Below are 14,737 nucleotides of genomic sequence, written 5' to 3' on the forward strand. Positions count from 1 at the left end.
TTGGCCAATGACGCCTTCGATGGCCACCTAAGTATACCCTCCCGCGTCCGCCGAGTGCGGGACGTTCCAGTGCGCCGCCTTGCAAAGGCGTCGATACAACCAGAAGCGGCGCCCGACGCGGTAGAGTCAGAGTTAGGCGTTGGAGCGCGTTCCTAGAGTCAGGCTGTTGAGTTATTTGAGTCAGAGAATTATTTTACGGCACGTCGAGTGACCCTTGATTCTATTGCGAAATTTCGGGCGACTGTGTCAAAGTTATTTGTGTGGAGACACATTCACGAAGGGGCGTCATGCCCGGGATTGTCCCAGGGCACGTTCTTCGTGCATCGGGGCAAAGGCGTGGATGGCCGGGACAGGCGAGCGGAAGCGACGCCGTCCTTTGGACGGCTATGCTCGGCCATGACGCTGTGGAAACACCGCCGATGAACCCGACCAGCGGCCATCACGACGAAATGGCGTGAACCCATCGGCCCGTTCTGGCCGGGAAACGTCGCGGCCATGACCAGTTCCGCAACTGCCAGCCCTGTCCTCCCCTCTCGCCGTCTCGGCGTGATCGGTAGCATCGTCGGTGTGCTGGCGCTGATCGCGGCCGTGTTGCCGCATTGGGTCATACCCGCGATCTACCCGCCGCCGCCGGCCGACAAAGTGATTGTCGACACCGGCCACCGCCTGAAGGATCGCATGATCGCGCGGGTCAAGGGCGTCGAGTATCAGGCGCCGCCACGCGAGAAGTCGACGGGAAGCCAGCTGAGGGAGGCATCCTCGATCGGCGCGATCTCGCTCGGCCTGCTCGCCATCCTGTTCTCCGTGCTCGCGCTCGTGTTTCGCGAGGAGAGGCTTCTGGCGGGCGTCGCGGCCGCGCTCGGCAGCGGCGCCATCGCCATCGAGATATCGTTCCTCGCCATGGGCGTCCTGATGCTGATCGTCGTCCTTTATGTGGTGGCGAACAACATCGGCCTGTTCTAGGGCCGCTTGCCGCAAGCTCCGATCCTCATCCTTGTAACTTCAAGGTCGCCGGGCGGGATAGAATGGCTCGCGCGGTGGCGGACGGGAGACCGGCTCATCCTGGGGCATTGAAGCCCGCTCCTCAGCACGGGACAGAGGAGCCCGCGAAGCGGGCGTCTCGAAGGATGGTCGCAAGCGAGATGTCCGGGCCTTCATGGTTCGAGACGCGCGTTCCGCGCTCCTCACCATGAGGGGCTAGCAGCCTCTTCGGGGCTAACAGGCTGGCTCTAACCGCAGCGAGCACAATTGCTCCCGCGCTCAATTCTCTGTAGTTTCCGCCCGAAACACCCCACCCAACAGGACAGCGAGAACCCCGTGGCGCCCATCCAGTACATTGTCGAGGGCGGTCACCGGCTCTCGGGCTCGATCGAGCCGTCCGGCAACAAGAATTCGGCGCTGCCGATCATCGCCGCCGCCCTGCTCACCGAGCATCCGGTGACGCTGGAGAACGTGCCGCGGATCCGCGACACCGAGACGCTGGTCGAGCTGATCCGCTCGGTCGGCGCGGCGGCGGAATGGACCGCCCGCAATACGCTGCACATCCACGCCAAGAGCATCCGCGCCGCCGACCTCGACCCCGAGCTCTGCGTCCGTATCCGCGCCTCGATCCTGCTCGCAGGCCCCCTGCTCGCCCGCTGCGGCGAAGTGATGCTGCCGCCGCCCGGCGGCGACGTCATCGGCCGCCGCCGCCTGGACACCCATGTGCTCGCGCTCGAACAACTGGGCGCCAAGGTCACCGCCACCGACCGGCTCGAATTCCGCGCGGCAAAGCTTGCCGGTGCTGACGTGTTTCTGGACGAGCCGAGCGTCACCGCAACCGAAAACGCGCTGGTCGCGGCGGTCGCCGCCGACGGCGTCACCCATTTGCGCAACGCGGCCTCCGAGCCGCATGTGCAGGACCTCGCCAATTTCCTGGTCGCGCTCGGCGCGCGAATCGAGGGCATCGGCACCAACACCATGATCGTGCATGGACCGGCGACGCTGGGCGCCACGACCTACCGGATCCAGCCCGACCATATCGAAGTCGGCTCGCTGATCGGGCTTGCGGCCGTCACGCGCTCCCCGCTTCGCATCGTGCGCGCCGGCGTCGAGCATCTGCGCTCGATCCGCATGGGGTTCGAGCGGCTCGGCATCGTCTGCCGCATCGAGGGTGATGATCTCATCGTGCCCTCGAACCAGACGCTGAAGATCCAGGACGATTTCGGCGGCCACGTGCCGAAGCTGGAAGATCAGCCCTGGCCGGCCTTCCCGGCCGATCTGATGTCGATCGCGATCGTCACTGCCACGCAATGCGACGGCGTGATCCTGATGTTCGAGAAGATGTTCGAATCGCGGATGTTCTTCGTCGACAAGCTGATCGCCATGGGCGCGCGAATTGTTCTCTGTGATCCGCATCGCGCCATCATCGCCGGCCCCAGCCGCCTGCGTGGCGCATCGATGATCTCGCCCGACATCCGCGCCGGCATGGCGATGCTGCTCGCCGCGGTCTGCGCCGAGGGCACCTCCACGATCAACAACGCCGACCAGATCGAGCGCGGCTACGAGCGCATCGACGAACGCCTGAACGCGCTCGGCGCCAAGATCAGGCGCGTGCCTGAAAGGAAGGGCTGAGAAGTTCTCTCCGCGCCACAGTATCGTAGGGTGGGCAAAGCGTAGCGTGCCCACCGCTTCTGTTGCCGCGTTGGACTGATGGTGGGCACGGCGCAAGCGCGCCTTTGCCCACCCTACGGTTCCTGAGAGCCGCGCCCTTGGCTCCCGGGTCCCGGCTCGCGCTTCGCGCGTCCGGGACACGAGAGCTGGGCCATGTTTTCGACGTGCGGCTGTGCTATTGCAACCGCCATGCTCGACACCGTCCAGCCTCGTCCGCAGCCGCAAGCCGGCGTGCCGCAAAACCATCTCGCCGAAGAGTTCGTCGAGACGCTGCGGCTGGCCGTGCCGATGATGCTGACGCAGCTCGGGCAGATCGCGATGATCACGACCGATCTCGCGCTGATCGGGCGGCTCGGCGAGGATGCGGTCGCGGCCGCCGCGCTGGCGCACACCGTCTATTTCGTCAGTTTCACCTTCGGGCTCGGATTGATGGCCGCGGTGTCGCCGCTGGCCGCGCAGGCGTTCGGCGCCGGCGACGTCAAGCGCATCCGCCGCTCCCTGCGCGCCGGCCTGTGGATCGCACTCCTGATCTCGCTGCCGATGATGGCCTCGCCGCTCTATGGCGAGCGCATCCTGCTGGCGCTCGGACAGGCGCCGCAATCGGCCGCGCTCGCGCAGCGCTATCTGAACGGGCTGGCCTGGGGCATCGCGCCGGCGCTCGGCTTCATCGCGTTGCGCAGCATGATGAGCGCGGTGAACCGGCCGCAGCCGCCGCTGTGGATCACCGTTGCAGCGATCCCCGCCAACGCGGCGCTGGTCTATTGCCTGATCCACGGCCTGTTCGGCCTGCCGGAGCTCGGCCTGTTCGGCGCGGGGCTCGCGACCACGCTCGTCAATCTCGGCACCTTCCTCGCCGTGCTCGCCATCGCCGCATGGCGAAAGCCATTCGCGGACTACCGCCCGCTCGCCCATCTGTGGCGGATCGACTGGCCCCTGATGCGCCAGCTCATCGCGGTCGGTGCGCCGATCTCGTTTTCCCTGCTGCTGGAATATGGTCTGTTCTCGTCCGCCGCGCTGCTGATGGGATTGATCTCGACCACGGCGCTTGCCGCGCACCAGATCGCGCTCCAGGTCACCGCCGTGCTGTTCATGGTCCCGCTTGGCATCGGCATGGCGGCGACGGTCCGCGTCGGCCATGCTTTCGGCCGCGACGACCCGGCCGCGGTGAGGCGAGCGGGCCTCGTCGCGGCGGTGCTTGGCGTAGCGCTGGTCTCGGCCCTGACCGTTGCCATCATCCTCGGCCGCTACGCGCTCGGACGGCTGTTCTTCGGGAGCAGCGAGGCCAGCGCGGCCACCGTCGAGCTGACGGCGACCCTGCTGCTGGTCGGAGCGACCTTCTTCATCGCCGACGGCCTCCAGACCATCATGGCCGGCGCGCTGCGCGGCATCAACGATACCAGGATGACGTTGCTGTTCGCGGCGATCGGCTATTGGTGCGTCGCCTTTCCCATCGCCTGGGTGCTGGCCTTCAATGCCGGGCTCGGCGCGGTCGGCGTCTGGATCGGGTTCTCGACCGGCACGTTCGTCTATGCTGGCCTCCTGATCTTGCGCTTCCGCATGCTGACGCGCAGACTGGCGGGATGATCGGGATCATGGAGCCGGTGCAATGACCCTGTCCGTCGATCTCTTCTACTCCTACCGCAGTCCCTTCAGCTATCTGGCGCTGCCGAAGACGCTCAAGCTCGTCGAAGAGTACGATCTCGCGGTGAATTTGCGGCCGGTCTATCCGCTCGCCGTCCGCGTGCCCGGCTTCTTCAAGAAGGCCAGTCCGAACTTCATTCGCTATGTGGTGCTCGACAGCACGCGCGTGGCGCAGCACGAGGGCATCCCGTTCCGCTTTCCGAGGCCCGATCCGATCGTGCAGGACAAGACGACGTTCGATGTTGCGGCCGAGCAGCCCTACATCCACCGCCTGACCCGGCTGGGTGCGATGGCGCAGCTCGAAGGCCGCTCGCTCGCATTCACCGATGCGATCGCGCGCGTGCTGTGGGACGGCTCGGTGGCGGGCTGGAACGAAGGCGATCACCTCGCGCGCGCCACTGAAGCGGCCGGCTTCGATCTCGCCGCGATGGATGAAGCGATCAGTGCCGACCCCGATCGCTACGAGCGGGTGATCGCCGAGAACGAAAAGGACCATGCCGCCTCCGGCCATTGGGGCGTGCCGACCTTCGTGTTCGAGAACGAGCCGTTCTTCGGCCAGGACCGCATCGACCTGCTGCTCTGGCGCATGGTGGCTAAGGGCCTGAAAAAGCGCTGACCGTTGTTTAGGACGCGTTTTCTTCACGCGAACCGCTATCCGCTTCGCTCGAAAACGCTCTTGCCGGCCGGCATGAACCGGTTTCCCTGAAACTGCGACTGAGACGTGGCGCCCCGATCCCGGCGGCGCGTTCGGAGGGTCGCATGTATCTGGCAAAGTTCTTCCACCGCGCACCCGGCGATGACGATCGCGAGCTGATGCTGGTCCCGGGCAGCGATCCCATGGTGATCGGCATTCATATGAACTGGAAGGGCGAGCCCGACGCGAACGAATTCCTGCGCGAGGAATTTCCTGATATCGCCGGCGCCGCAGCGGCTTTCCGCCGCCATGTCGCCAAGCTGGTCGCAGCCGGCTATGTCGAGACGGATCATACCAACTACACGCTGCGCGACCTCGGTCCCAATCCGCGAGCCAAGCCGGACTGGCAGAAGGGGCTCGATGAGCTGATGATCCTGGCGCTCAGCGCGCCGATGGCCGAGCAGGCCGCGCAGCTCGACGCGCTCAAGGGCACTCCGGCCGAACATGAGCCGTTGTATCTCTGGCTCGCCGCTCATCACGGCAAGGCCGCAGGCGAAGATTTTACGCAGACCCTGCGCTTTGCCGAACAGGCGCGTGACGCGCTCCGCGCACGGCGGGCTGCGGGACAGTCGCATTACGCCTGGTCCATGTACGAAGGCGACCTTGAAGGTAGCATCCTCGAATTGCTCAGCGACGTCTATCTTCTCGCGGAAAATCCGGTCGCGGCGCTCGCGACGATCGAGCATCTCTGCAAGATCGCTCCGAACCATGATCGCATTCTCCAGCGTGCCGAGATTCTTTGCGGCTTCTTTCCGGAGCGACGGGAGGAAGCCTTTGACGATGCCTATCAATGGTCACGGTTCGGCGGCTACGATGTCATCACGCTGTTTCCCGGCTACGCCGAATATGAAGCCCGGCGCAAGGCAGGCACGACCGCAAAGGGCTGGCGCTGGAAGCCCGGCACGCCGGCCAGCGAAGCGGATGTCAGCGCGGCAGAGCAGGCCATCGATGTCAAACTGCCCGACGATTATCGCAATTTCCTGCTGAGCCGCGGCGAGACCGAGCTGCTGGTACGGCTGCCTGAATCGTCCTCCGAGCTACGCTTCTACGCACCGGACGAGCTGGCCACGCAGCTGCGCAACGTCCTCGACTTCATTGCTCATTCCGAGGACGAGCTCGAAGAGGCCTGCGCCTATTTCCGCAAGGAGTATGGCGTGTCGCTGAAACACCTGGTGCCCATCGCCGAGCCATCACAGCTCAGTCGCTGCCTGCTGCTCCATGTCGAGCCGGGCGAGCGACATGGCCAGTGCTTTCAGTGGGACCATGACGGCGCATGGGAGTTGGAGCAGAAGCAGCCCGGCTTCGATGTCGCGCTGAAGGCGCTGACCGACGGCATCGAGCAGCGCGACGCGGCAGCGCTCGCTTTCTTCGACCTCTAAAGAATCACTCCGCCACGCGCGCGGACTTGTCGGTCGAAGCCTCTGACCATTCGCCGACGACGCGATCGAGATCGCAGAGATTCTGGTGCATCTGCTCCAGCGAGAAGCCGATGGCAAAGAAGCGCTCGGCGGTGTCGCCGGGCTGGCCGCGGATCAGGCCGTCATGACGGACGGCGGCGACGGCCTCGGCATAATGCTGGAGCGCGACGTGGACCGGATGGATCGCCGGCGCGCCGGCGCCCTCGCGCAGCGCCGCGGCGGCGGAGCGAAGGAATCGCGCGATCACGGTCGAGACTTCCGTCAGCGGGGCTGCAAGCCGCATCTGCACCTCGGCCGGCAGCGGCACCACCGTGGCACGGCCGATCATCACGACGTCATGGCGCAGCCGCAGCACGGTGCGCAGCAGCGGGCCGGTGTCGGGGCCGCTCGACAGTCGCACGGAGCGTTCACGCTCGGCTTCGGCGCCGATCGCGTTCATGCCCACCATTGCCGTGCCGATGCCGTCCTGGATCCGGTGCAGCGCGTCGTTGTCGCGGCCGCGCGTGAGCCCCGCGAGCAGTTCGGTGAAGGCATCCGCGATCAGTTCGAGCAGCGTGGCCGCGCTGGCGCGGATCTGCCGCACGGCGCGGGACGGCAGCACTAGGAATGAGACCAGCAGGCCAGTGATGGCGCCCACCCCGACCTCGCTGACGCGGTCGATCGCCGACGCCAGGGGATCTGAATGATGCATGGTCGGAACCAGCAGCACGATGATCGCGGTCACCGTGGCGGCGTTGAGGCTTGGGTTGATCGCGGCCACGAAGGCGAGCGGCGCGACCGCCAGCACCAGCAGCCCCAACAGGCCCGCCTCGGTGGAATAAGGGATCAGGATCGCGATGGCGCCGCCATAGATGGCGCCGCCGATCGTGCCGAGCACGTAGTCGCGCGTCGCCTTCAGCGAGCGGCCGACGCTCATCTGGGTCACGATCAGCGAGGTCAGCACGGCCCAGAGCGGCAATAGCAGATGCAGCGCGGTGGCGATCGCATAGGCCGCCACTGCGGCCACCGTGACCCGGATCGCCAGCCCCAACTGCGTGCGCCGTGATCGGATCCGGTCGAACATTTGTCTTGCGAATGCCATCGTCGAATGTCCCGGTCCGATCCTCTTGGAGCCTGCCAAAAGCATGGCTGATGCCCGCGGCCCCAAGGCCGCTTGAAAGGCCAAATCAGCCCGCCTAACTTGCGCGCCAAAACGAGGAAACACGATGGCTCACGAAACCGCAACGCTCGCCGCTTATGTCGTCAATCTGAAATACCAGGATATTCCGGCGGAAGTGCTGAATCGCGCCAAGGTGCTGACGCTGGACTTCCTCGGCAGCGCCATCCGGGCCCGCAGCGAGGCGGAATCCACCCCCTCGATCCTGAAGATGCTGGAAGCGCTCGCGCTCGACACCAAGGGCGAGTCCACCGTGTTCGGCGACAGCAAGACCTGGACGCCGGCGGTCGCGGCACTGCTCAACGGCGCGCTCGGCCATTCCCTCGATTTCGACGATACGCACGCGGATTCCTCGCTGCATCCGAGCGCGCCGGTGGTTCCGGCCGCCTTCGCCGTCGGCGAGATGGTCGGCGCGTCGGGCCGCGACGTGCTGACCGCGATCGTCGCGGGCTATGAGGTCTGCTGCCGGCTCGGCAACGCGCTCGACCCGACCTCGCATTACGCGCGCGGCTTCCACCCGACCGCGACCGCCGGCACCTATGGCGCGGCGGCCGCCGCGGGCAAACTGTTCGGCCTGTCCGAGCAACAGATCATCGCCGCCTTCGGCGTCTCCGGCAGCCAGGCCGCGGGCTCGCTGCAATTCCTGGTCAACGGCGCCTGGAACAAGCGCTACCAGGTCGGCGCCGCCGCGATGAATGGCGTGATCGCCGCGACGCTGGCGCGCAACGATTTCGTCGGCGCGAGCGAATCGGTCGAGGGCAAGCACGGCCTGCTCGCCGGCTACACCGACAACGCGCATCCGGACAAGGCGGTCGCCGGGCTCGGCAAGACCTATGAGACGATGAAGATCGGCGTGAAGCCGTATCCGAGCTGCCGCTACACCCATGCGGCGATCGACGCGCTGATCGCGATGCGGCGCGAGCACAATCTGACGCCCGACCAGGTCAAGCGCGTCGAGATCGGCCTGCATCGGAACGGCATCACCTTGACCGGCGATGTCGCGACCAAGCGGCATCCCACCTCGATCGTCGGCGGCCAGTTCTCGATGTTCTTCACCGGTGCGCTCGCGCTCGACCAGGGCTCGTTCGGCTGGGACGATTACAACCGCCTTGGTGACGCCGCCATCGACGCGCTCGCCGACAAGTTCGACGTGGTGCAGGACGATCGGCTCGAGGTCGGCCGCACCCACCCGTTCGGCGCGCGCGTCAGCATCACGACAGACGATGGCGTGCATGAGCGGCTCTATGCCGATCCCTCGGGCGAGCCGAATTCGTTCCCCGACGCGCAGGCGATGCAGCAGAAGTTTCTGACGCTGGCGCGCCCGGTGCTGAACGCGCGCGCGGAGAAGTTTGCGGACGCGATCATGACACTGGAGCGGTTCGACCGCGTGGCGAAAGCCACGGAGCTGGGGAGGTAGGAGCTGCTTACCCTCCCCTGGAGGGGGAGGGTCGGCTCATATAGAGCGCAGCGAAATATGAGACGGGGTGGGGTGACGGTCCCTCCGCATTCAACAGTGCCCGTGCGGAGGGTTCACCCCACCCCGCTCGCGCTGCGCGCGATCGACCCTCCCCCTCCAGGGGAGGGTAAGAGACAGCGCTCTGCTGCTGTCATCAATCCACCCCCGCCATTTTCCCCTTCTCGCGCGTCACCGCCACCACATCCCGCACCAGATCGAACACGCCATCCGCTTCCGGCGGCCAGTTGGACGAGCGGCCCAGCCGCACGATCACCAGACGCTCCGAGGGAATGATGATCGTGTACTGCCCGATCGTGCCCTTGGCGAAAAACGCATCGCGCGGCCAGCCGTGCTCCACGCGGAAATTCGCGCCAAAGCTGTCGCCCCGGTTGGTCCAGAAGCCGGCGCCGATGCCGACCAAGGCATTCGGCGTGGCTGACGCCGCGTAATTCACCCAGCCCTCGGGGAGGATACGCTTGCCGCCGGCGACGCCGTCATTGAGATAGAGCTGACCGAAGCGCGCCCAGTCGCGCGCGGAGGCCAGCATCTCGCTCGATCCCTCGATCGTGCCGGCGCCGTCGAGCTGGAGCGTGACGTGGCGCATGCCGAGCGGCGCGAACAATTCACGGCGCGCGAAGCGCAGCGCGTCCGCGGGGCTGCCGCCGGAAGCATTGCGGATCAGATGCGCGAGCATGATGGTGTTGCCGTCGTGATAATTCCACACCGCGCCCGGCGCGGTGGCAAGCGGCATGCTCGCGGCATAGGCGGCCATGTCGTCCTCGATGAATTTCATGCGATTGACCGGCTCGAAGGCGGAGCCGAGCGAAGCCTGCAGCGAGCTGCCGAGCGCGAGGCCCGCGGTGTGCCGCAGCAGCTGGTCGACGGTGATGGCGTGGCGCGGATCATCCGGATTTGTCCACGCCGCGACCGGCGCGGGCCCGTCGAGCTTCAGCTTGCCCTGGCGCACGAGAATGCCTGTTAGCGCCGAGATCACCGACTTCGTCATGGAGAAGCCGAGCAGCGGCGTCTCGGGCCCGACACCATCCGCATAACGCTCGGCGATGACGCGGCCTGACTTCATGACGACGATGGCGCGGGTGCGGCGGGCGGGCGGTTGCGCGGGTTCGGTGAAGGCGCGATCGAGTGCGGCCGACAGCTCCGGGCTTTGTGGCGGCACGATCGAGGGTCCCGCGATCTCGGGGAGCAATGCGGGCTGCTTGTCGTCGGCCGGCGGCGCGACGTCGGCGATATCAGCGCCGTGCTCGAGCGTACAGCCCAGCCCCTCGCGATAGACGGCATGGCTACGGCCGAGGCCGAACAGCGTCACGGTGACGTCCTTGCGCACCCGGTCGATCCGGTAGTCCATCGCCCAGGTGATCAGGCCCGAGCCCGGCATCGCGTCGGTGGTCTCGGTGAAGGTGCGCTGCGGATCGAGGCCGGAGATAAATGTCTCGGCGCAGAGGATGTCGGCGAGGAAGCCGGTGGCGACCTGCGGCGCGTTGCGCGCGCGAGCGGCGCCGAATGCGAGGCCAATACAGGCGACGGCGGTGGTCAGGAGGATGATCTTGCGGCGGCGGGTCACGGGCTTTCTCCGGCTGGGGCGTGTGCCGGGAGGAAGCCGGAGTGGGCGGAGGAGTGCTCGCCGGATTTGGAAAATAGACTGGCTGAAACTGAACCGGGCTGGTCGATTCTGGAATTTCGGCGTGATTGGAAAGGGTTAGAACTTACGCCGCACTCACCTTGAGCCGCCGGTATTCCGTCGGCGTCACGCCCGTCACCGCCTTGAAGGCGCGGTTGAAGGGACCGAGCGATTGGAAGCCGGCGTCCATCGCGATGGTGATGACGGGGACCTCGGCCTGGGCGGGATCGGCGAGCGCCGCCTTGGCTTCCTCGATCCGGTGGTTGTTCAGGAACACATTGAAATTGCGGTAGCCGAGCCGCTGGTTGATCAGCCGGCGCAGCCTGTATTCGGGAATTTTCAGCCGGCCCGCCAGCACGCCGATGGTGATGTTCTCCTGGCGATAGACCCGCTCATCCGCCATCAGGCGCATCAGGGCGTCGATCAGCTTCTGGTCGGCGGCTTCATCGGTGGCTGTGGGATGGCTCAGAATGACCGCTGGCGTGACGCCCGCGTTCGCCGGAAACAGGTCCGCACCATCGACGCGCATCATCGCGTAGGCGATGGCCGCAACGACGCAGGCCAGCACGCCGGCATTGATGGTGTTGGCGACATCGCCGACGTCACTGCCGGCAACGGCAATCTGGAGCAGCGCGTTCAGTCCGCCATAGAGCGCGGCGGCGCAGACGATGAAGACGCGGGCACGCCGCCGGCGCTCGACCAGATCCGCCGGCCACGACGCGATCGTCTGCCCTACCGCGAGCGCGATGAAGCCGAGCACGATCAGGTTCACCACGGTGACGGAGAACCGCACATGGCCGCCCGGCGCGATCCAGACGCACCCGGCGAAGCTGAAGGCCGTCACCAGTCCCCAGACCAGCCCATGCCACCAGCGCAGGCGAAAATCGTCGTCGAACAGCGCGCGCGTGAACAGCCAGAACACCACGATATTGCCGGTCGACAGTGCGATCAGCGGCGCATGCCAGGCCGGCACTAGCGACGTCACGCCGACCGAATAGCTCACCGCGTGCGCGGCCGAGCCGAGCGCGAAGGCGGCGCCGAGGCGAGCCGCCAGCACGTTGCGGAAGTCCGAGAACAACGATGCCGCCAACACCAACAGCAGCGCCACGGCGCCGGCGCGAAAGGCAAGTTCGAGATTGGCAAGCAGCATCCGGTCGACCCGATCGCGCACGCACGCGCGTGACGCGAACCTAGTTCAAATCAAAGACCGATTCAATTTCGCCGGGTCCACGCGGCGCGCGACGTGATCCAGGCGTCGGCCGGCTTGCCGAACAGATCGATTTCGCGCTCCTTCCGGGCGCCCAGGCTGCGCGCCACGCCCTGCGACGGCGTATTCGTGCTCTCGATACAGTGCATGATCTCGTCGATCTCAAAGCTGTCAAACACCCAGTCGATCGATGCGCTGGCCGCTTCCACCGCATAACCTTTGCCGCGGAAATCCCTGGCGATGCCCCAACCGACCTCGAAGCCGGGCCAGCCCGGCGGGCACCACGGACCAACCCGCCCGATGTAGCTGCCGCTCGATTTCTCCTCGACCGCAAACATGCCGAAGCCGTGGAGCGCCCAGTGTCCGGAGATCACGGCCGCGTTACGCCAGCCGGCAATCTCGGTCGTGACCGGCTTGCCGTCGGCGGCGATGAAGCGGGCGGTGCCGGGGTCGGACAACATCGCGGCATTCGGCGCAATGTCGCTGGCGCGCCATGGCCGCAGGATCAAATGTTCCGTCTCGATTCGGGGGCCTGTGACCTCGAGCAGCCTGGCGCCTGGCTTGAGCGGTGGGATCATCGGTCTTCTCCCGTTCCCGACATTGTTCTGTTACGATCATACCAGCAAGAAACAGGAGACCACCATGAGCTGGCAACCCTCGAACGATCCCGTGCTCGGCGATCCCATGTCCTGCGACGCACTCGATCTCGTCATCGTGCCACGCACCCGCGACCTCGGCGACGGATTCGTGGTGCGGCGCGCGCTGCCGCATGGCAAGCGGCAGATGGTCGGGCCGTTCATCTTCTTCGATCATTTCGGCCCGGTGCAGTTCGTCTCCGGCAAGGGCATGGACGTGCGGCCGCATCCGCATATCGGGCTTGCCACCGTCACCTATCTGTTCGACGGCTCGATCATGCATCGCGACAGCGAGGGCAACGTCCAGGAGATCGCGCCCGGCGCAATGAATCTGATGACCGCCGGCCGCGGCATCGCCCATTCCGAGCGCACCCCGGACGCACAGCGCGCCTCGGGGCAGCAGATGCTGGGCCTGCAAAGCTGGATCGCGCTACCGGCCGGATCCGAAGAGATCGCGCCGTCGTTCCAGCATTACGGCGCGGGCGATCTGCCGATGATTTCCGAGCGCGATTTCACCGCGCGGGTGATCGCGGGCTCCGCGTTCGGCATCACCTCGCCGGTTACGATGGTGTCGCCCTGGTTCTACACCGAGGTCACGGCGGTCGCGGGCGCCAGCGTGCCGCTCGACCCCGACCACGAGGAGCGCGCCATCTACGTCGTCGACGGCGAGGTCGAGATCGCGAACGAGCGGTACGAGGGGCCGCGGCTCCTGATCTTCCGGCCCGGCGACCGCATCACCGTGAAGGCGCTGAAGGCAACGCGCATGATGTTTCTCGGTGGCGATGCATTGGAAGGCCCGCGCCACATCTGGTGGAATTTCGTCTCCTCCAGCAAGGAGCGGATCGAGCAGGCCAAGGAGGACTGGAAAACCGGCCGCTTCGCCGGGGTTCCGCAGGAACATGAGTTCATTCCGCTGCCGGAATAGGCTATCCCGATTTAGGCCGTACCATCCAGTGCGGCCTGAATCCCCTGTCCGAAGGACTTGTCTGCGAAGGCCCTGCCGATGACCGCCATGCTCTCCAGTGACCTGCCCCTACCCAAGATCGGACGCGGCAAGGTGCGCGATATCTACGCCGTCGACGACGACCGCCTGCTGCTCGTCACCACCGACCGCATCAGCGCCTTCGACGTCGTGATGGGCGAGACCATCCCGATGAAGGGCGCGGTGCTGACCCAGATCAGCGCATTCTGGTTCAACGAGCTCGAAGGCGTGGTGCCGCATCACATGATCAGCGCCGACGCCGACGAGATCATTGCCGCCGTGCCGGCCTTGAAGCCGCATCGCGCCGAGATCCTCGGCCGCGCCATGCTGTCGCGCCGCACCACCGTCTTCCCGATCGAATGCGTGATCCGCGGCTATCTCTCGGGATCGGCCTGGAAGGAATATGCCGCCAGCGGCACGCTGGCCGGCGAGAAGCTGAAGGAGGGCCTCGTCGAGAGCGAGAAGCTGGAGCCTTCGATCTTCAGCCCGGCGACCAAGGCCGAGACTGGCCATGACGAGAACATCACCATCGCCAAGATGCGAGAAGTCGTCGGCGACGAGGTCGCCTACACGCTCGAGAGCATGACGCGCGCGGTGTATACGCTCGGCGAGGAGCTCGCCCGCGAGCAGGGCATCATCATCGCCGACACCAAGTTCGAGTTCGGCCGCGACAAGGACGGCCGCATCATCCTGATCGACGAAGTCATGACGCCAGACAGCTCACGCTTCTGGGCGGTCGATGCCTACAAGCCCGGCCAGCCGCAGGCGAGCTTCGACAAGCAGCCTTTGCGCGACTATCTCGACGTCGAGCGCCACGCCGGCCGTTGGAACGGCGACGCGCCGCCGCCCCCGCTGCCCGCCAGCGTCGTGGATGCAACCAGCAAGCGCTATCTCGAAGCTTACAGGCGCGTGACGGGGAAAGAGCTGAAGATCTAAGCCCGGCTGTTTCGTCTCGCTCCGTCATTGCGAGCGAAGCGAAGCAATCCAGAGCTGCTGCTCCTCACCCTGAGGAGCGCGCCCTTTGCGCGCGTCTCGAAGGGCGAGGCCACCAGCGGGGCCTTCATCCTTCGAGACGCGCGTTCCGCGCTCCTCAGGATGAGGAACACACAGACTGGATTGCTTCGCTGCGCTCGCAATGACGTGGATGGCCCGCCGCGTGTGATTGGCCGTTCACACGCCAAACCGCCGCAAAACTGTCGGATGTTTCACAGTTACAAGAATCCAGTTGCGCTAAGCCCGTACTCGTCTACGTCTCGG

At 66.0% G+C, this 14,737-nt stretch carries 12 protein-coding genes; 8 read left to right on the plus strand and 4 right to left on the minus strand.

From position 1 onward, the window contains the following. Positions 1 to 495 precede the first annotated feature (495 nt). The 5 genes from AB7531_RS00065 (at position 496) to AB7531_RS00085 (ending at position 6,366) form a co-directional block, all read left to right on the plus strand. On the plus strand, positions 496 to 963 hold the full coding sequence (locus AB7531_RS00065) for a hypothetical protein (protein ID WP_063980106.1): 468 nt from the start codon (positions 496 to 498) through the stop codon (positions 961 to 963). 354 nt (positions 964 to 1,317) lie between these two features. Beyond that, on the plus strand, positions 1,318 to 2,613 hold the full coding sequence (murA, locus tag AB7531_RS00070; protein WP_014491005.1) for a UDP-N-acetylglucosamine 1-carboxyvinyltransferase: 1,296 nt from the start codon (positions 1,318 to 1,320) through the stop codon (positions 2,611 to 2,613). Between the two features lie 228 nt (positions 2,614 to 2,841). Next, positions 2,842 to 4,236, plus strand: coding sequence for an MATE family efflux transporter (locus AB7531_RS00075; protein ID WP_063980107.1), 1,395 nt, complete (start codon positions 2,842 to 2,844; stop codon positions 4,234 to 4,236). A 22-nt stretch (positions 4,237 to 4,258) separates the two neighbouring features. Then, a complete protein-coding gene (locus AB7531_RS00080; protein ID WP_063980108.1) occupies positions 4,259 to 4,909 on the plus strand; it encodes a 2-hydroxychromene-2-carboxylate isomerase in 651 nt (216 codons plus the stop codon). A 143-nt stretch (positions 4,910 to 5,052) separates the two neighbouring features. Further along, complete coding sequence (locus tag AB7531_RS00085) at positions 5,053 to 6,366, plus strand: SMI1/KNR4 family protein (RefSeq protein ID WP_063980109.1); 1,314 nt, start codon at positions 5,053 to 5,055, stop codon at positions 6,364 to 6,366. A gap of 4 nt (positions 6,367 to 6,370) precedes the next feature. Here the strand turns inward: AB7531_RS00085 and AB7531_RS00090 are convergent, their stop codons facing one another. Next, entirely contained in the window at positions 6,371 to 7,486 is a 1,116-nt protein-coding gene (locus AB7531_RS00090; protein ID WP_063980110.1) for an FUSC family protein, read from the minus strand. A gap of 124 nt (positions 7,487 to 7,610) precedes the next feature. Between AB7531_RS00090 and AB7531_RS00095 the strand changes: the two genes are divergently transcribed. Further along, positions 7,611 to 8,978 (plus strand): MmgE/PrpD family protein, encoded by a 1,368-nt coding sequence (locus AB7531_RS00095; RefSeq protein WP_063980111.1) that lies wholly within the window; start codon positions 7,611 to 7,613, stop codon positions 8,976 to 8,978. A gap of 193 nt (positions 8,979 to 9,171) precedes the next feature. Here AB7531_RS00095 and AB7531_RS00100 read toward each other — a convergent pair whose 3' ends face one another. From AB7531_RS00100 to AB7531_RS00110, 3 genes are all read right to left on the minus strand, one after another. Then, positions 9,172 to 10,599 (minus strand): serine hydrolase domain-containing protein, encoded by a 1,428-nt coding sequence (locus AB7531_RS00100; RefSeq protein ID WP_063980112.1) that lies wholly within the window; start codon positions 10,597 to 10,599, stop codon positions 9,172 to 9,174. A 142-nt stretch (positions 10,600 to 10,741) separates the two neighbouring features. Further along, positions 10,742 to 11,806, minus strand: a complete 1,065-nt coding sequence (locus AB7531_RS00105) for a helix-turn-helix domain-containing protein (protein WP_063985955.1) — start codon at positions 11,804 to 11,806, stop codon at positions 10,742 to 10,744. A gap of 62 nt (positions 11,807 to 11,868) precedes the next feature. Beyond that, positions 11,869 to 12,441 carry a GNAT family N-acetyltransferase gene (locus AB7531_RS00110; RefSeq protein WP_063980113.1) on the minus strand — a complete coding sequence of 191 codons (573 nt, stop codon included), beginning with the start codon at positions 12,439 to 12,441 and terminating at the stop codon, positions 11,869 to 11,871. Between the two features lie 64 nt (positions 12,442 to 12,505). Here AB7531_RS00110 and AB7531_RS00115 point away from each other — a divergent pair, with 64 nt between their 5' ends. Together AB7531_RS00115 and AB7531_RS00120 are read left to right on the plus strand one after the other, a co-directional pair. Then, positions 12,506 to 13,423: a pirin family protein gene (locus tag AB7531_RS00115; RefSeq protein WP_063985956.1), complete on the plus strand. Its 918-nt coding sequence runs from the start codon at positions 12,506 to 12,508 to the stop codon at positions 13,421 to 13,423. 78 nt (positions 13,424 to 13,501) lie between these two features. Next, positions 13,502 to 14,416 (plus strand): phosphoribosylaminoimidazolesuccinocarboxamide synthase, encoded by a 915-nt coding sequence (locus AB7531_RS00120; protein WP_063985957.1) that lies wholly within the window; start codon positions 13,502 to 13,504, stop codon positions 14,414 to 14,416. The last annotated feature ends 321 nt before the right edge of the window (positions 14,417 to 14,737 follow it).

This window comes from Bradyrhizobium sp. 63_E2_N1_3 (genome assembly GCF_052076005.1).
Taxonomy (GTDB): domain Bacteria; phylum Pseudomonadota; class Alphaproteobacteria; order Rhizobiales; family Xanthobacteraceae; genus Bradyrhizobium; species Bradyrhizobium barranii.